The following is an 18395-nucleotide window of genomic DNA, read 5'->3' on the forward strand; positions in this document are numbered from 1 at the left end:
GTTAAAAATAAACCTATCTTTGATTAAAAAGCACCACATGAAAGAAGTGTTGAAAAACTACTCCGGAATTTTACTTTTACTGTTGGGAATCACAGTTGGAAGCTTCATTGGAATTGTTGCTCCCCAAATCGTTGAATATATAAAGCCTTTAGGAGATATTTTCCTTAATTTACTGTTTGTGAGCGTGGTTCCGCTGGTATTTTTTGCGGTGTCAAATTCTATTGCTTCATTGGAACAGCAGTCGAAATTTGGAAAAATAATGCTCGTCATGGCTTCCACATTTTTATTTTTTATTCTGACAGCAGCTATTTTTACCATTTTTGCGGTTTATTTATTTCCTGTTTCGGGGGTTTCCGGAAGCTCGGAAATCGTTGAAGAAACAGCGAATACTGACAGCTGGGGCAACAGAATTGTGAGCTTTTTCACGGTTGGAGAGTTTACGCAGCTTTTTTCAAGACAAAATATGCTGGCTCTTTTGATTTTTGCTTTTATGACTGGATTTTCCGCCAGGAAAGCAGGTGAAAACGGAAAGACTTTTCGTGCTTTTATTGCTTCCGGTTATGAGGTGATGAAAGAATTGCTTTTGTTAATCATGAAAATTGCGCCAATTGGTTTGGGAGCTTATTTTGCGTATCAGGTTGCAACTTTGGGACCTCAGCTTTTCGGGTTTTATGCTAAGCCTTTAGGTTTATATTATATTGCAGGAATCATTTATTTCATAGTATTTTTCTCTTTGTATGCTTTTATGGCAAAAGGTCAGAATGGTGTTAAAAGTTTTTGGACGAATGCGATCTATCCCACATTAACAGCTTTAAGTACCTGCAGCAGTTTTGCAACAATGCCTGCCAATTTATTGGCTGCTACAAAAATCGGGGTTCCGAGCCAGATTGCTAATATTGTGATTCCTATCGGGACAACTTTACATAAAAATGGGTCTTCAATGTCTTCGATTATTAAAATTTATGTAGCTTTTTTAATTATTGGTAGGGACTTTTTTGAACCGACTAATCTTTTGCTGGCCTTAGGAATCACTGTTTTTGTGAGTATCGTTGCCGGTGGAATTCCAAACGGCGGATACATTGGTGAAATGCTGATGATTTCTGTTTATAAGCTACCTCAGGAAGCGATTCCGGCGGTGATGATTATCGGGACTTTAGTTGATCCGTTGGCTACAGTTTTGAATGCAGTAGGGCAATTGGTTGCTTCGATGTTTGTGAATCGGTTTGTGAAGGTCTGATTTTTTTTAACATGAATTGCGCGAATATTTTTCACAAGTTTTCACTAATAATTTAACATAGATATTTGTTCTCATATTTTTAGTCACAGATTTCGCAGATTTTCACTGACAGATTTACTTTAAATTAAAAAAAGCCCTGCATATAGCAGAGCTCTTAAATAATATTAAAAATGTTGTGTAATTAATAACCAGGGTTTTGAACTAGGTTTGGATTTAAATTAATTGCATCTTGTGGAATTGGTAAAACAAATCTGAAGTTACCCGCCGGAAGTGTTTTTAAAGCTCCCGTTGGTGCGTCGGTACCTCCACCGTTTGCGGCAGATCCATAGTCTGATCTTACAACAGATTGTCCTAATCTTTTGATTGTCCAGAATCTGTCATTTTCAAAAGCTAATTCTAATCTTCTTTCGTTATAAATTGCATTTAATAATGCTGCTCCTGTTTCTGTTCCCGGAGTGTAATTTGCATATCTCTGATTTCTTAAAGCATTCAATAGCTGCAATGCACGTACAGGGTTCTGAACAGATGATTTCATGTAAGCTTCTGCCACATTAAGATAGACTTCTGCAGATCTCAGGAATTTTACATCTACAACCTGAGCCGCAGATTGTTGTTGTCGAGATCTGTGTTTTATCACATGATTATATGGTGTTGAACCAAAATTAGCAGTCAGCACATAAGCTTCTTTTCTAATGTCTGATGTCGTGTATTTTGTCCATAAATCATAGTTTACATTATATTCAGAACGAATTCCCGATGAGTTTTGGTTGTAAGCTACTCCAACAGTAACATTATCAGAATCTAAGTTCGCATTAAGAACCGTGAATAATTCTCCGTCATCTGTCCCATCTCTCCAAATACTAACAAAATTACTTCTATTTCCTATGGATGAATTAAGTTGTATACACTGCTCTCCATATTCAATTGCTTTATCATAGTCTCCTTTATACAAATAAACTCTCGATAAAAATCCTAAGACAGAAGTTTTATTCAATCTGCCTATTGTACCATTTGCAGAATTAATTTTAGTTAAAGCATCCTGCAGATCTGCAATAATTTTATCATAAGTAATTGTTACAGTTGCATCTCTTGAAGGTTTTTGTTCCGGGTTAAAAGTTGTAACATAAGCAATTCCTAATGATGCTGCAGCATCAGCACTTTGGGTAGGAATTTTTGCATAAGCTCTTACTAGATCAAAGTGAGCAATAGCTCTTATCGCTTTTGCCTCGGCTTCAATATTTTTCATGTAAGTAGTGTAAGGAACCTTGTTAATGTTATCCAAAACATTATTCGCTCTCGAAATCACTCTGTATGCCGAAGCATATAATGACGTAACAGCACTAGATTGTGGCGTATATGACCATTCATAAGCTGCTTTATTCGTTTGTCTGCCCTGGGTATTCAGGATAAGATTATCTGCTAAAACATCTCCCAGAATAATTGAGCTTCCGGTATCGCCATTATAATATGTTGGGCTTTTAAAGGCATCATAAGCTCCATCTACCGCAACTCTAAAATTAGTTTCAGAAGTAAATAGATTTTCAGGAGTATCCTGATCGTTGGGAAGAACATCAAATCTTTCATCATTACATTGTAATGAAAATAGTGATATTAATGATAATAAAGATATGTTAACTATTTTTTTCATAATTGAAATGTGTTTAAAATTCTACTTCTATACCGAATAAATACGTTTTAACAGCAGGATAGCTATATTGTGCAAATGCTCCATTAATAAATGTTTGCCCTGCACCTGTCTGATTTTCACCCGAACCAACCGATACTTCAGGATCACCCTGGAATTTTGTCCAGGTTGCCAGATTCTGCCCTGTTAATGATACTCTGATCTTATTTACCGGGAATGATTCACCAAAAAACTTTTTATCAAAAGTATATCCTACACTTATATTTCTTAATCTTATATAAGATGCATCCTGTAAAAATCTGTCTGTAGTTTGAAGTCCGGTAATTCCTCCCGGTGCGTTTGTTGTATTATTAGGCCTTGGTAATACATCTGTTTGCCCTGGTGTCGTCCAGTAATTAGCAGCATCTGCTCTCATGTTGCTGGTAGTACCATCAGCATAATTCAACATATTACGTGTCATATAATTATAAGTATAGTTTCCTGATTTATAGGTAAAATCTGCCTGTAAGTCTAATCCTTTATAGGATAAACTAGTTCCAAAACCTCCAAATAACTTTGGAAGTGGAGATTTACCTTCTAATAAAACAGCATCATTGGAATTGTATATTTCAGTAGTACCACCATCTTTTGTGTAATAAACTTCGTTTCCATTAGCCGGATTAATTCCCGCACTTCTTACCAGATAGAATGAAAACGGCTCCTGCCCTTCTCTCAGCATATTGATTGAGCCTATAATCCTTTCCGTTTCCCCAGCTCTTAATTTATTAAGCTTGTAACTCATTAAACTAGTATTGGCTCTTACACTCCAAACAAAATCCTTAGACTTTATAATATCGGCCGTTAGGCTCAATTCAAGCCCTTTGTTCTTTAAATCTCCTGCATTTATGCTTTTGGAGTATGCGCCTCCTTCTGAACTAAGATTGGGAATAGATAAGATAAAATCTTTTTTCTGGTCAATAAAATAATCAACAGTACCTCTGATTCTGTTCTTTAAAAAACCAAATTCTGCCCCGTAATTTTGAGATTTTGTAATCTCCCATTTCAAATCCGGGTTTCCATAATTCGCATTTGGAACACCTGAAGGAAAACTTCCATATCCTCCGCCAGACATTAAAATATTATTAAGGTTCAAATCAATATTATTATATCCTCGGGTGCCGATAGAAGCTCTTAATTTAAACAAAGACAAAATATCATTTCCTTTTAAGAAATCTTCGTTTGTAAGGTTCCAGGCTGCACTTAGAGACCAGAAAGGCTCAGAAAGCACATTGTTTTTTCCAAATCGTGAATCTTTATCCTGTCTTACCGAAGCTGTTACAACATATTTTTTAGCAAAATCATAGGTTAAAAACGCTCCATAAGAAAAAGTTCTGTAAAGTTCATTATATCCTGCAATTGCAAAAGGTGTTGCAGTATTACTTCCCTCACTGATTGTAGGTAATGCAAAATTCCGCCCTGTGCCACTGATGAAATCATTTTTGAATTCCGTATATTCTACTAATCCCAATAAGTCAAAACTATGATCACCAAATGACTTCACATAATTAAGCGTATTTGAGTTGGTATATCTGAAACGGTTTTGATTCTGCTCTCTTACTTCTCCACCAATTCCCAAAACATTATCCAGGAATGAACCTCTTAAAATTTTATTTGTCCTCCTGATATTATTAAAATACCCGCCCAACTGCGATTTGAAAGTCAAACCTTCTAAAATTTTATATTGAGCAAAAATATTTCCGTCGAAAATTAAGCTGTTAATGTTTTCCGGATTATTTTTAAGAGCTTCCAAAACCGGGAACCCTTGTTTGGTTGGATTATAACTGCCATCTGGGTTATATACGGATTCATAAGGATTATATGCGTACATTGCCCTGAATGGGTTTTGAGAATTATTTCTGTCTCGTATCTCCTGAGACATACTGTAATTTACACCCACCGCCGCTCCAAAACTAAGTCTGTCACTTGGATTGGCTTCATATTTCATTCTTCCTGTATAACGTTTGTAGGCATGGATATTTCTGACAATTCCATTATCAGAGTCATAACCTAATGAAAAAGTATATTTAGACTTTTCATTGCCTCCTCTAACCCCAACTTGGTAAGATTCAATAGCAGAAGCTCTCAAAATATCCTTTTGCCAATTATGATCCTGGGCCAAAGCTGCATTCATATCAGTATCAGTCCAAGGTTGATAACCTGCTATACCCAATCCTAACATCTTTTTCTCATAATCAATCTTCTCTGCAGAATTCATCATTCTGAAATTGATATCTTTAATCTTTTCAGAAAACCCGATTCTCGTGCTTAAAGTAATGACCGGTTTACCGGATTTACCACTCTTTGTTGTTAATACAATAACCCCATTTGCTCCCTGAGATCCGTAAATAGCCGCTGCAGCTGCGTCTTTAAGAATAGAAATGTTTTCATAATCATTAGGATTAATAGAGTTGAAAACATCCTGAGCTCTCTGGTCATTTCCTACAATAAATCCATCAATTACAAATAAAGGGTTTGAAGCTCCCACTGAAGTTGTAATATTTCCCAGACCACGAATATTAATCATAGATCCACTACCCGGCTTTCCATTTAATGCAGAAATATTTACCCCTGCTGCTTTTCCCTGTAAAGCATTGGTTCCCATTGTAGAAGATGAGAAATTCGATAAACTTTTTGCTGAAACCACTGTGATTGCTGAAGTTACCTCATCCTTAGATTTTTTCTGATAACCCGTGACTACAACCTCATCAATTGTTTTTTCCTTAATGGAATCACTTGCTTTTTTTTGCGCCATTATAAACTGACCAGTGAAAAACAAAACACCAGTTGTCATAAAGCATAATTTCACATTCATGTTTTTAAATTTTTGTATTTAAAGCAAATTTGTTAATAAATAATTAACATTACAAAAACTAATTCATTGTAAAACAGAACATTACCATTATGAATATTCACTAAAAATGAAACAGATTAAACATTTAAGCACAATTTCAATTAATTCAGTTAAAAAAATATTTTTCTATTCAAAATTTAACTTATTTTTTTAATAGTAAAAAAAGGCGCATTATCATTACAATTTCTTTTAACCATTGAAAAAATAAACTACAATTCAAATATCTGAGTAAAAAATAAACAATAAAACAATTCCTCAGTTAATGAAATATTGTTTTGATAAAAATTCACCATTTACAAAAAAAGAGCATCCTAAACTTAAGATGCTCCTTATTACTCAATAAATCGATTTTATTTCTGAAAGCTGTAATACCTCGCGCCGTTCAAAACCGGGTTTTCCAACTCAACAGATTTTAAACCGAAACCTTTATAGTTCTCATTTACAGAAATTTCCAGCTGTTTCCGGTGAAGTTTTTCGTAAGTTTCAAAGTCAATGGCAGTTCTGTTTTTTAATTCCTCAAATAAGTTCCATTTTGAAACAACATTTTTCCAGTTTTCTGAAACTTTCCCCGCAAATACTTTTGATTTGGAACCGCTACCATAAGCCAAAAATCCAATTTCTTCACCGGCTAATTCTTCATTCTCATTAAAAGAAGTCTGCAATGCCGAAAGTAAAGCCATAAAAATTGAAGCTGTGTACATATTCCCGATTTCGGAAGATGCTCGCTGCGATTTTTCAATTTTATTATTAATAAATTGAATATAGTTTTCAGATTTTGCAACAACTTTTTGTTCTTCAGGAGTTTCGTAAGAAAGGTCGTTTTCCAGGCTGTAAATCTCCGTAAAAACCCTTTTTCCATGAAATGCATAAGGAAGATGGAAAATAAGATACTTCCAAGCTTCATAAGGTTTATTTTTTCCTGTAATTTCTTTATAATGCTGATAAGCTTCCCGAATTCTGTCCTGATAACATTGATTGGAATATTGTCCGTCAAAAACCGGCTCATCCGTAAAAATTTCAATTTTATCAGGGAAATTTTCCGGAGCATTTGTTAGATTTTCTTTATTATAATGGCGTCTTGGTTTGAAAAAATCGAAAACACTTTCTGTTGCGACACCCCAGTTATTTTCAATCTCCAAAAGATCCGGTTTTGAGGAAACCAGAACGGCAACCGCGCCCCCACCCTGTGTATATTCGCCCGAGGAAGCCAGTTCGTATTTTGCATAATCGCTGGCAATCACAACCGCTTTTTTATCCGGATTTGCTCTTACAAAATCCAAAGAATTGTGAAGTGCATCCACTGCTCCGACACAGGCAAAAGTCATATCCACAACATCACAGTTTTTGAAACATCTTTCTCCAAATTCTGCTTCCAAAACTTTCTCAACCATTTGCATTGCATAAGAAGCTGTGGGTTTCGCTGCATCCAAAGCACTTTCTGTTCCCAGATAGATTCTTGATATTTCTTTTGGATTGATTTGATAGTCTTTAATCAGTTTCAACAGGGCTTCCGCTGCAAAAGTGGCTGCATCTTCATGCACATCAGGAAATCCCATTTTATGTAATCCCAGCCCCTTTTCGAGTTTTGCGGGTTCAATTCCTCTTTTTTCTGCTAAATCCTTAATTTCTAAATATAAGGAAGGTACATAATAGCTTGCTGCCTCAATTCCAAAAGTCATAGTATACAATTTTTAATACGAATTTAAAAAATGTAAACGTTTAATCATATATAATGATCGATAAATTTTGGATTATTAATGATAAATTTAATATTCTTAATCCATTAAGTTTGTCATTCCGTAGGCATTTAAGCTATTTTAATAAAAGAATATAAACGGCCTTGATTCTTACAAAATGACAAAATGATTGTTTAAGTATTGCTTAGATTTAAACAAAAAGCACCTCTTTTCAGAAGTGCTTTTCAATACATATTTTAATTTGATTATTTAAAATCCTCGATCGCTTTATTCAGTGCATCGATCTGTTTATTAATGCTTGCCGCATTTTGTGGATTCTGTTTTAAGAGTTCCATTTTTTTGTTTAAACCATCTTTCAACATTTGTGAAATCATCATTTTTGCCTGTGGATTCTCACCGATCTGTCCTTTTGCCTGGCCCAACATTTTCGTGATGCTTTCCGTTGCTTTCAGATTATCCGAACTCATAATCCAATTGTATCCTTCTTCCGCAGATTTTCCAAGTTCCGGATTCTGGAATTTAATGAAAGGATAAAACGCAGCTACCTGAGCGATATTCGACATCTGGGAAGTGACTTTATTTTTAACGATAATCGGTACTAATTTATCCATTAAATTGTCCGGAGCACCTTCCAAATCAATTTTATCAGCCAAAGCATTAGCTCTTGAAGGATCAATTTCAATAATTGCACCTACAGAATTTCCTTTTACCGAATTTGAAACGGCATTCAATCCTTTTTCAAAAATTGGTAAGTATTTTTTGTCTTTTGTTTTTGCCAACGCCGAAATTGCCGCTGCCTGAACCAAAGTTTTCGGATCATTTACAGCTAATCTTTCAACCTCAGAACCCATTGCTTTCAATTGTTCTGCATTTGATAAATCCACTAATTGTAAAGCCTTAATTCTTGTTCTGAAGAAAGGATCTTTAATGGCAGCAGCCAATAATTTTGTGGCCGCCGGATTTTTTCCAACCTGGTCTTTAATTCCGTTCAAAGCGTTATATTTGCTCTTGAATTCCTTGGAACCCATGAACTGCATTAAATATTGCTCAGGAGTTTTTGTATCTGTAATATCCGCCAGTAAAACACCGTCTGCATTGATGTTTACCAAATCTGCATTTTTAGAAACATCGAAATTAAAGGTATTTTTTGCTTCCGCGTTTACCCAAACATTATATCTTTTCGGTTTTCCGTTGTCATAAACATCAATTGCTAAAGGAAACTCAAACGGTTGATCCTGAGTCTGATTGATGGTAACAACTACCTGTTTTTTAACGGGCTCAAAAGTATACGAATAATTGATTTTCGGGTTTCCGCTTCCGAAATACCACTGATTGAAGAACCAATTCAGATCCTTTCCTGAAACTTTTTCAAATGATAATCTTACCTGATGCGCTTCTCCACTCTGATATTCATTTGTTTTTAGATAATCATTCATTCCGGCAAAGAAAGCGTCGTCACCAAGATAATTTCTCAGCATATGAAGAATTCCTCCTCCTTTCTGATAAGTCACCAAATCGAAAACATCTTCGCGGGAATCATAATTGAATCTCACCAAATTTTTCTTGAAATCAGAAGGATTGTGAATGTACATATTTACGTCCTGCATCTGATGATAATCTGCCTGATCTTTTCCGTATTTATACTCGTTCCAAAGGTATTCCGAATAGTTTGCGAAAGATTCGTTTACCGTAAGATTACTCCAGCTTTCTGCCGTCACCAAATCTCCAAACCAATGGTGGAATAATTCGTGTGCGATCGTGTCCTCCCAGGTATTTTCATCAATCAACTGTCCCGGCTTTTGAAGAATATCACTTCCGTGAAGCGTTGCTGTCGTGTTTTCCATCGCACCACTTACGTAATCTCTTCCGGAAATCTGCGCATATTTTGCCCATGGATAATCGTAGCCCATTTTTTTAGAGAAAAACTCCATCATTTCAGGGGTATTTCCGTAGATCTGTTTAGCGTAAGGTTCGTATTCTTTTTCGATATAATAATCTACAGGAATATTTTTCCATTTGTCTTTTACAATCGCATATTCACCGACTCCCATGAAGAAAAGATAGGTGGCATGCCTTTTATCCATTACCCAATGATCTGTTCTTAAGCCATTTGCTTCTTTTTGAGAATCTTTTAAAATCCCGTTGGAAAGCGTTACATATTTATCAGGAACCGTCATGTAGATTTCCTGAGTTGTTTTTTGATTCGGTTTATCAATAGTCGGGAACCATGCAGAGGAAGATTCCGTTTCTCCCTGAGTCCAGATCTGGGTTGGTTTGTCAGGATCTTTTCCCTGAGCATTAATGAAATACAAACCTTTTGCGTCATTAATTGCTGCACTTCCCTGCTGTTTTACTTCGTTTGGACGGGATGTATATTTGATGTAAACCGTATAATCCTGGTTTTTCTGATACGTTTTGTCTAAAATAATTTTTAAAATATCGTCTTTATAATCATATTTTAAAGGCGTTTTTTTACCATTCATATCCAACGCTACTTCATGGATCAGCATACTTTTGGCATCAAGAGTCAGCTCGTTGGAAGGATAGAAAAAAGGAGCGGCAGTCAGCCATTCTTCCCCGTTCATCTGCTCTTTCTGATAATCAAAATTAACTTTAAGCTTGGTATGTTTAAGTTCCGTTACCTTCGTGTGAGTGGCTCTGTACACCTTTTCTCTACCCGAAGTTTCGGTTTGTGCTGCTACATTTGCGGAAAAGAAAATCCCGCCCAGAATAGCAATCGATAAAATGGCCTTTTTCATCTTTAAATAGATTATTTTTTAGAATTATTTTTTGTTAAAATGTCAAAAATATCATTGACAACAGTTTCGTAATCACCTTTTTTAAACTGTTCTTTGGTTTTGTTAAATGCCTTTTTCAGCTCACTTTCAGGATTTTCTTCATCGATGATTTCTACGGAATCGACTCCTTTCATTTGAAGAATAGCGATTTGTAAAGCCTCAAGATCGGCTGTTTTTTCGGTATTTATTTTTAAATATTTCATTTTTATTCTTTTGTAAAGGTATTTTTTGTTCCGCCCTGAATGATGACGAATTGTTTTTTTGCAGGGTAAAAGTCGATCACAATTCCTGCCATGTCAAATTTAAAGCTTGTTTTAGAAGTTGCTTCTAAAGGAAATGCGCCTTGTCCGGTTGCCTGAGCCATCAATGTTTTATCTTTAATAAATACATTAATTTTTAAAGGAATATCAGGGCTTGAATAATTCCCGACAAATTTTTGCAGTTCAGCTTCCGGAATTACAAGTGTCTTGAAACTTGGCATTTCGAAGTCTTTACCCATCGCTGTTTCCAGCATTTTAATAGAAATTTCGTTCGTATCCATATCCGCCTGATTCGTAGTAAAGCTCATTGCCGTTTTCAAGTCGGGAAAATAAAATAAGGCTGATCTGAAATTGTCAATCCCGCCTGTATGCCCGAATCCTGAATATTCCTCGAAAGGAACTTTCACCAAACCATACCCGTAACCATCCATGAAATTTTTCATCTTGTTCAGGCTTTCCGGTTTAATTAATTTTCCCTGTTCCAGACCTAGAATAAACTTCAAAAGTTCTGTCGGTGTAGAAATAATATTTCCTGCACCGATTGGAATGCTCATGTCAGTTTCCGATGAAATCTGATAATTTCCGTTGGTAAACTGATAAGATTTTGCCTGGTTTTTTGAGGTGTCGATTTTGCCGCCAACTTCCGTTAACGTTAATTTTAATGGTCTTACAATTTTATCTTTAATTAAATCTGCATATGATTTTTTATAAGCTTTTTCAAGAATAAAACCTAGCAAAATATAGTTTGAATTGCTGTATTCATGCTTTAAACCGGGTTCAAAGTCGCTTTTATATTTTTTAATGATATTGACTAAATTGCTTTCCGTTTGAGGTTGTTTATTGTATTGCCAATATTCTGCTTCGTTGGTGAGATTGTGGATTCCGGTTCTGTGCTGCAGTAAGTTTTCGATGGTAATTTTATCTGCATTTGGAATGTCGGGATAGAAATCAGAAAGCTTTTTGTCGAGTGAAAGTTTTTTATCCTCAACGGCCTTCATTATCAAAACCGCAGTGAAAGTCTTGCTAATAGAACCAATGCGATATTGTGTATTCATATTGGCTTTCTGTTTTGTCTCTATGTCAGAAAATCCAACTACCTTAATGAAAGTAGGCTGATTATTCTCTGCAAAAGCAAAGCTTCCCATTACTTTATGGTGTACAAAGAGAGAATCTAAGTAATTTCCTAGTTTTTCCTTTACATTATTTTGAGAGAAAGCAGTAGTTGAAAGGCTGATTGCTGAAAGTAAAAGTAACTTTTTAAACATACTTTTGAGATTTAGTCAATAGGTTGAAAAAATTCGCTGAATGTTACAAAAAAAGTGAAGTTTTACACTTCACTTTTTAATGCTTTCTTCCTTGTTAAGAAGATATTTTAATTTTATCGGATTCTGTTTGCAATGCCAAAACAATTTGATAATTATTTCGTCTGTTTTAATTTCATAAATCAGCTTAACTTGCTTCTTTCCAATAAAGGTATATTTTATATTAGGAAATCTTTCTAAAGACGGATGTTTTACAATGTCATCAATTATCGTCTGTCTGAAATTCTTAATATCATTTTTTAAAATGGCAATTTCCTTTATAGTCCAATTGGCTTTTAGAAAATCAACAATTTCTTTTAAAGAGTTTTTGGCAGTTTCTGAAATTAAGATTTTCATTTTTTATTAAATATTTCATCTAAAAAATCATCAGTCAGCTCTTGAGATTTGCCATTTTTATATTCATTTTCACTTTGTTCCATTACTTTCCCAAAATATTCTGAGCTTTCAATCTCATCCCAAGAGTAAGTTTTATCATTATCGGAAACCTCAATACTCTTAATACCTTTTATCTGGGATAAAAGTTTTTTGATGAAAGGAACATCTGCATATTCGTCTAAGTTGATTTTAATTTCCATAATTCCTTGAATTCAAACAAAGTTAATGAATTATTGTTAAAAATTAAATCGCAACCGGTGCTTTAATTCCCGGATGTGGATCGTAATTTTCCAATGTAAAATCTTCAAAATCAAAACCAAAGATATCTTTGATTTCCGGATTTAATTTCATCGTTGGAAGCGGTCTCGGATCTCTTGACAATTGTTTATTTACCTGTTCAAAATGATTATTGTAAATATGAACATCACCGAAGCTGTGAACATAATCTCCCACTTCAAGGTCACAAACCTGTGCTACCATCATCAATAACAGTGCATAACTCGCGATATTAAACGGAACACCAAGAAAAACGTCCGCACTTCTCTGATACAATTGCAACGACAGCTTCCCGTCCGCCACATAAAACTGAAATAGCGCGTGACAAGGTGCCAAAGCCATGTTCGGGATTTCTGATACGTTCCATGCAGAAACGATCAACCTTCTGGAATCAGGATTTTTCTTTATCTGGTCGATCACTTCTGTAATCTGGTCTACAACTTTTCCGTCGGCTCCGTTCCAACTTCTCCACTGCGCCCCGTAAACAGGGCCGAGATCTCCGTTTTCATCCGCCCATTCGTCCCAGATTGAAACTCCGTTGTCGTTTAAATATTTAACGTTTGTATCTCCTTTCAGGAACCAAAGCAGTTCATAAATAATGGATTTCAAATGCACTTTTTTAGTTGTCACCAAAGGAAAACCTTTCGACAGGTCATATCTCAGCTGATACCCGAAAACACTCCTTGTTCCGGTTCCGGTTCTGTCGGTTTTATCCGTTCCGTTGTCTAAAATATGTTGTAGAAGGTCTAAGTAATTTTGCATTTTGAAAATAAATTGATGGTTCAAATTTAGAAAAAACCAACCGATTTTTTGTTATCATAAGTCATAAAAAAGAAATCATTTATGAAATATTATCTATGACTGCCTTGAGCAAAAAATTACCAGATTTCTTCAATGGTCTGATTGATATTGTTAATGGAAAACGTGTGCCCGGAACTCAATCCTGACATTGCTATTACTAAAGGAGATTCATCGGAAACTGTCATGATTTTCTGATTATCATAAGTAATTTCTCCCACAGAAGCCGAAATATAAAATAGCCCTTTATCCGTTTTTACCAATGCTCCGTTTTGAGCTTTTGATGAGGGTTCCGGAGTTATTTTTTGAATTAATGCCTGTTGGTTTAGAGTTTCATTCAATTGCCTTTGGAGGTTGTTGATTTCCTGCTGGAGCATTTCACGTCCGGTTTCATATTTGTCTCCCATAGAACTTTTCGTATCGTTATTCGAAGCCCTGGTTTCCGCAATGAGATTTTCAAAACTTTGTATTTTCTCGGTGATTTTATTTTTAATGATTTCTAGTATTCTTGATTTATCCATAGACAACAGCTTTCATTTAACATAAAATTCAAATGTATTAAATATTTTTAATCCCCTTCAATACAATAACAGGATAATTTACACTGTAATATCAAATTTTAAATAAAAAGCGGACTGATAAGCCCGCCTTAATTTATAATTTCAGCCAGAATAGTAACGGCCTGGTATTTCATTTTTCGAAAACTGCAAAATCTCCGGGTTTGAAATCAAAATCTTTTCTTTCATTAAAATCCCTTTTTGTTTTCTCAAATACATCTTTGAAAGATCCCGATACATGTTCATCTTCAATACTAAAATTTACCGGCTCTTTCGACATATTTAAGACTACCAAAACCTCATCATTCCCATTTTTTCTGACGTAAGCTAAAATTTTATCGTTGGCTGTTGTATTCAGAAAATAGGTTGTCACATTTTGGTCACCGCCTCTTAATGCAGGATTCGATGATTTTAAATTTAACAATGTTTTGTAAAAGTCTGCCATTTGATAAGTATTTGTCCATTTGATGACATCTTTTTCAAAGAATTCCAGTCTTTTCATATTAGGAAGCTCTTGTCCGGAATATAATAACGGAATACCATTCCATGTTGTTGAAAATACGGCCATTGGCTTAGCAATAACACCATATTTTTCGTATTCTGTTCCGTTCCAAGAATTTTCGTCGTGATTCGTTGTAAACCAGGCCCTCATCGAATGATCACCGATTGCTGAATATTTTATAAGTAAATCTTTAAGCTCTTGAAGCGGTTCGTTTTTCTTGTAATAATCTTCGGATTTGTGCATCCATTTCCATGAATAGCTTGCATCGAAAACTTTTCCGTAACCTGGATTTTCCAGTTCATCATATTCTCCAATCCAGAAAAGCGGCTTTATTTTTTCAACTTCGGGACGGGCCTGTTCCCAGAAATCAACTTCCACCCATGAAGCAAGGTCGCATCTGAAACCGTCGATATTGGTTTCTTTTACCCAATATTTCATAGCCTCGATCATAGCAAGGCGCATTTCCTGATTTTTGTAATCAAGCTCGATGATATCGTCCATCCCAGAGGCGCGGTGAAAGCTTCCGTCGGGGTCTTTTAAATAAAATTCGGGATGCGTTTTTGTCCAAACGTGATCCCAGCCAGTGTGATTCGCAACCCAGTCGATCAATACTTTGAACCCTAATCTGTGGGCTTCATTTACCATATGCTTGAAATCGTCCAACGTTCCGAATTCAGGGTTGATGGAAGTATAATCTGCCGCTGCATATTGACTTCCCAAACTTCCTTTTTTATTTTCCTGGGCAATCGGAGTGATCGGCATAAACCAAAGTGTTTTTACACCCATGGATTTCAGTCGGGGCATCTCTTTTTCAAATGCTTTGAAAGTTCCTTCCTGAGTATATTGTCTAAGATTGACTTCGTAAATATTTGTAGTTTGTTTCCAGTTTTTAGGTAAATCCGTCATGCTTTTCTTTGTATTTTGAGTAGTACAGGAAACAATTCCCAGACCAATTACAGCTAATAAAATTAATTTTTTCATTAATTCAGTTTTAACAAAAATAGGGAAAGGTTTTTTAAATGTGAACGGTGAATGGTGAATTTTTTAACTAAGAATGAATATATTTTTGGTGGATTTTTAATCTAATTATGGTTTTTGCGGTAAGATTCCCCTCCTCTGGAGGGGTGGCGAAAATTCTTTAGAATTTTTGACGGGGTGGTTTTCAACAGCATGTATTTCCTAGCCCCGATTGCAGCATTTGTTTGAGCTCATTTTTTGGGTTTGGGCGGCGGCTTTGCCGCCGCCCAAACCCAAAAAATAGCGAGTGCGGAAAGCGGGAAATAGCTCCTGAAAAGATGGAAGTTTGAAGATGAATGTTGGGAGTTTACAATAATTGGGAATAGAGATTCTGCCTGCGACGGAAATCAAATTTATTCAACAAAAAGCCCCGAATTTTCATTCGGGGCAGTATATTTTATGTTTATCGATTATCTTTCGTCATCGTTGTCATCCTCATCATCGAAAACATCATCGTTGTAGTCTTCTTCCTCTTCATCATCAAAATCTTCGTCTTCATCTACAAAGCCGGTACCTCCTGCAAAATCATCCACAAAGTTGAAATCATCGTCCAATAAAGGCATCGCTGATTTTTTCTTGGATCCTCCACCGTTTTTAGTTGGTGCTTTCAAAGGAACGTTTCCAAATCTGTAAACCGTGATGGGATAATTCACGCCTTTTGTTTCGTCAATAATCTCAACAAGCTCACAGAAAAATTCCCAAAGATCGAGAAGTCCGTACTGGAACTGAGCTTTATCACTTACATTTTCGAAGGCTTCATCAATGTACACATCCGACATAATTTCGCCATCGCCATCGTCACTCATATCTTCCAACGGAACACTTTTTACGATCGTTCCGTCTTCTTCCAGCAAATTAAAAGTGGAAAGCTCGTCTCCCTGCAAGCTGAATGCACTTTTAATTCCTAAATGTAAGTTCCATAGCGTCTGTTTTCCCTTAACTTCGATATCTCGGAAAATATCTTCTTTCGCATCTAATATTACGCGGATTTTGTAAACCATCAGTTTTAAATTACTTTTTTTGCCTTTTTTATTATGATAAATCTCTGTTGCAAATATAAAATAAATGAGATGTGACAAAAAAATATTTCAGGATTTTTTAAAATATTTTTTTTTCTTACATTTTGCAAAAATTATTTACTTTTTTCAAGCATAAAACTGAACTTAGTTCCTTCGAGATATACACTCTCTACAGTAATGTTTTCATTGTGCGCTTCGAGAATGTGTTTTACGATCGCCAATCCCAGCCCGGAACCGCCTTCACGTCTGCTTCTACTGGTCTCTACACGGTAGAATCTCTCGAAAATCCTCGGAAGACTTTCGGATTTGATCCCCATCCCGTTGTCTATAACTTCTATTAAAACTTTGTTTTTAAGAACACTTGTTTTTACCACTACTTTAGCTTCCTGCCTGTTGGCATAATGAATTGCATTAGAAATCAGATTAATAAAGACCTGTGAAATCTTCTGCTTGTCGGCTTCAACGAAAATCTGCGGGTACAGGGTCTGGATCTGCAATGTAGCGTTGTGTTTTTCGGCTTCAAGATCAAGAAGGTCGAAAATTTCTTTGACTAATAAATTAACATCAAATCTTGAAACGGTAAGATTAATTTCGCCCGCCTCGAGCCTGTTGATCATGTCAAGGTCTGTGACAATGGCAATCAATCTTTCAACAGATTTGTCGATTCTTTCTAAATATTTGTCGCGGATGGTAAGGTTATCCACTCCACCGTCCCGTAAAGTTTCTACATAACCCTGAATGGAGAATAATGGAGTTTTAAGCTCATGGGAAACGTTTCCGATGTATTCTTTACGGTAGCTTTCCATTTCCTTCATCATATCGAGTTCTGTAACTTTCTGCTGATTAAGGTCGGAAAATCTTTCTCCCAATTCTTTAATGGTGATATTTTCATGATCATTATGAACAATCTCCTGAGGCAAAAGCTGTGAAAGACCTCGAACCTGTTTTTTACCATAATAATTAAACAGTAATTCCAGTACGATATAATTAATTACAAAAATAAGAATGAGGCAAATAAAAAGCCCAAGCTTGAAAAACGGAGTTTTGTAATAGATATCCTTTAGTGAATCAAAGATGATTACTAAAAGAAACATCACCAACGTCAGAAGACAGGAGGCGACGAGTGTAAGTCTGTAAAATTTCAATTTTACAAAATTTTATTGGTTAATGTAAAGGTATAAAATGAAATTGAGTATTAAACAATAAGTTTATACCCAATTCCTTTTAATGTCTGGATTGTATTAATACCCAGTTTTTCTCTTAATCTTCTGATGTGCACATCGATGGTTCTTTCTCCCACAATTACATCATTCCCCCAAACTTTTTCCAGAATTTCTTCTCTTTTGAATACTTTTTCGGTGTTTGAAGCTAATAAATAAAGAAGATCGAATTCCTTTTTCGGAAGTAAGAATTGCTGTCCGCTTTTGGAAACTCTGAAGTTGTCTTTATCAATGACAAGATCACCAATTTCTATTAATTTAGCATTATCAGAAACCTGAGAGGTTAATTGTAATAAAGCGTTCACTTTAGAAATAAGAATCTTCGGTTTGATCAGCTTCACAATGTAATCGTTTGCGCCTGCCTGGAAACCAGCTAATTGGGAGAACTCTTCACTTCTTGCGGAAAGGAAAACGATTAATGTTTTCTGAAGTTCTTTAATTTTGCGAAGTTCCTGACAAGTTTCGATACCGTCTTTTTCGGGCATCATTACATCTAATAAGATAAGATCAGGGATGATTTCTTTAGCTTTGCTGATACCTTCGTTACCGTTTGTAGCAGTGAAGATGTCGTAACCTTCCTTTTCCAGGTTATAAGACAGAATCTCTAAAATATCCAGTTCGTCGTCTATTAAGAGGATTTTCTTTTGGTTCATTTTCAAGTTTTACGTGTCAAAGTTAATAATATTTTAATCACAGTTTAATAAAAGGGATATCGTTCACATAAAGTTAACAATAATATCCTTTTCTTAATATTTAGTTAAGAAAAATTTAAATTTCGCTAA

15 protein-coding genes are annotated in these 18395 nt (G+C 35.4%); 1 reads left to right on the plus strand and 14 read right to left on the minus strand.

Features of this window, described 5'->3' with window-relative positions:
* The first annotated feature begins 37 nt into the window (after positions 1-37).
* Positions 38-1237: a dicarboxylate/amino acid:cation symporter gene (locus ATE47_RS10560; RefSeq protein ID WP_062161939.1), complete on the plus strand. Its 1200-nt coding sequence runs from the start codon at positions 38-40 to the stop codon at positions 1235-1237.
* A gap of 181 nt (positions 1238-1418) precedes the next feature.
* Here the strand turns inward: ATE47_RS10560 and ATE47_RS10565 are convergent, their stop codons facing one another.
* The 14 genes from ATE47_RS10565 to ATE47_RS10630 all read right to left on the minus strand — a co-directional run bounded on the left by ATE47_RS10565 (position 1419) and on the right by ATE47_RS10630 (position 18266).
* A complete protein-coding gene (locus ATE47_RS10565) occupies positions 1419-2885 on the minus strand; it encodes a RagB/SusD family nutrient uptake outer membrane protein (RefSeq protein ID WP_062161940.1) in 1467 nt (488 codons plus the stop codon).
* Between the two features lie 13 nt (positions 2886-2898).
* A complete protein-coding gene (locus tag ATE47_RS10570) occupies positions 2899-5712 on the minus strand; it encodes a SusC/RagA family TonB-linked outer membrane protein (protein ID WP_185097084.1) in 2814 nt (937 codons plus the stop codon).
* 410 nt (positions 5713-6122) lie between these two features.
* Positions 6123-7451, minus strand: coding sequence for a hydroxymethylglutaryl-CoA synthase family protein (locus ATE47_RS10575; protein WP_062161942.1), 1329 nt, complete (start codon positions 7449-7451; stop codon positions 6123-6125).
* 263 nt (positions 7452-7714) lie between these two features.
* Complete coding sequence (locus ATE47_RS10580) at positions 7715-10228, minus strand: M1 family metallopeptidase (RefSeq protein ID WP_062161943.1); 2514 nt, start codon at positions 10226-10228, stop codon at positions 7715-7717.
* A gap of 11 nt (positions 10229-10239) precedes the next feature.
* Entirely contained in the window at positions 10240-10470 is a 231-nt protein-coding gene (locus tag ATE47_RS10585) for a hypothetical protein (RefSeq protein WP_062161944.1), read from the minus strand.
* Between the two features lie 2 nt (positions 10471-10472).
* Entirely contained in the window at positions 10473-11792 is a 1320-nt protein-coding gene (locus ATE47_RS10590; RefSeq protein WP_062161945.1) for a serine hydrolase domain-containing protein, read from the minus strand.
* Between the two features lie 69 nt (positions 11793-11861).
* Positions 11862-12185, minus strand: a complete 324-nt coding sequence (locus ATE47_RS10595; protein WP_062161946.1) for a type II toxin-antitoxin system RelE/ParE family toxin — start codon at positions 12183-12185, stop codon at positions 11862-11864.
* The gene (locus ATE47_RS10600) at positions 12182-12424 is read right to left on the minus strand and encodes a hypothetical protein (protein WP_062161947.1); all 243 of its coding nucleotides are present in this window, start codon (positions 12422-12424) and stop codon (positions 12182-12184) included. The genes ATE47_RS10595 and ATE47_RS10600 overlap by 4 nt, the downstream gene beginning before the upstream one ends.
* A gap of 43 nt (positions 12425-12467) precedes the next feature.
* Positions 12468-13262, minus strand: a complete 795-nt coding sequence (locus ATE47_RS10605; protein ID WP_062161948.1) for a thymidylate synthase — start codon at positions 13260-13262, stop codon at positions 12468-12470.
* A 116-nt stretch (positions 13263-13378) separates the two neighbouring features.
* Complete coding sequence (locus ATE47_RS10610) at positions 13379-13819, minus strand: hypothetical protein (protein ID WP_062161949.1); 441 nt, start codon at positions 13817-13819, stop codon at positions 13379-13381.
* A 169-nt stretch (positions 13820-13988) separates the two neighbouring features.
* Positions 13989-15338 (minus strand): alpha-amylase family glycosyl hydrolase, encoded by a 1350-nt coding sequence (locus ATE47_RS10615; RefSeq protein WP_062161950.1) that lies wholly within the window; start codon positions 15336-15338, stop codon positions 13989-13991.
* 446 nt (positions 15339-15784) lie between these two features.
* The gene (locus ATE47_RS10620; protein WP_062163515.1) at positions 15785-16375 is read right to left on the minus strand and encodes an IS1096 element passenger TnpR family protein; all 591 of its coding nucleotides are present in this window, start codon (positions 16373-16375) and stop codon (positions 15785-15787) included.
* Positions 16376-16506: 131 nt separating this feature from the next.
* Positions 16507-17538 carry a sensor histidine kinase gene (locus ATE47_RS10625; RefSeq protein WP_062161951.1) on the minus strand — a complete coding sequence of 344 codons (1032 nt, stop codon included), beginning with the start codon at positions 17536-17538 and terminating at the stop codon, positions 16507-16509.
* Positions 17539-17588: 50 nt separating this feature from the next.
* The gene (locus tag ATE47_RS10630) at positions 17589-18266 is read right to left on the minus strand and encodes a response regulator (RefSeq protein WP_062161952.1); all 678 of its coding nucleotides are present in this window, start codon (positions 18264-18266) and stop codon (positions 17589-17591) included.
* Positions 18267-18395: the final 129 nt, after the last annotated feature.

Origin of the sequence: Chryseobacterium sp. IHB B 17019 (assembly GCF_001456155.1) — a bacterium.
In the GTDB taxonomy this organism is placed as follows: domain Bacteria; phylum Bacteroidota; class Bacteroidia; order Flavobacteriales; family Weeksellaceae; genus Chryseobacterium.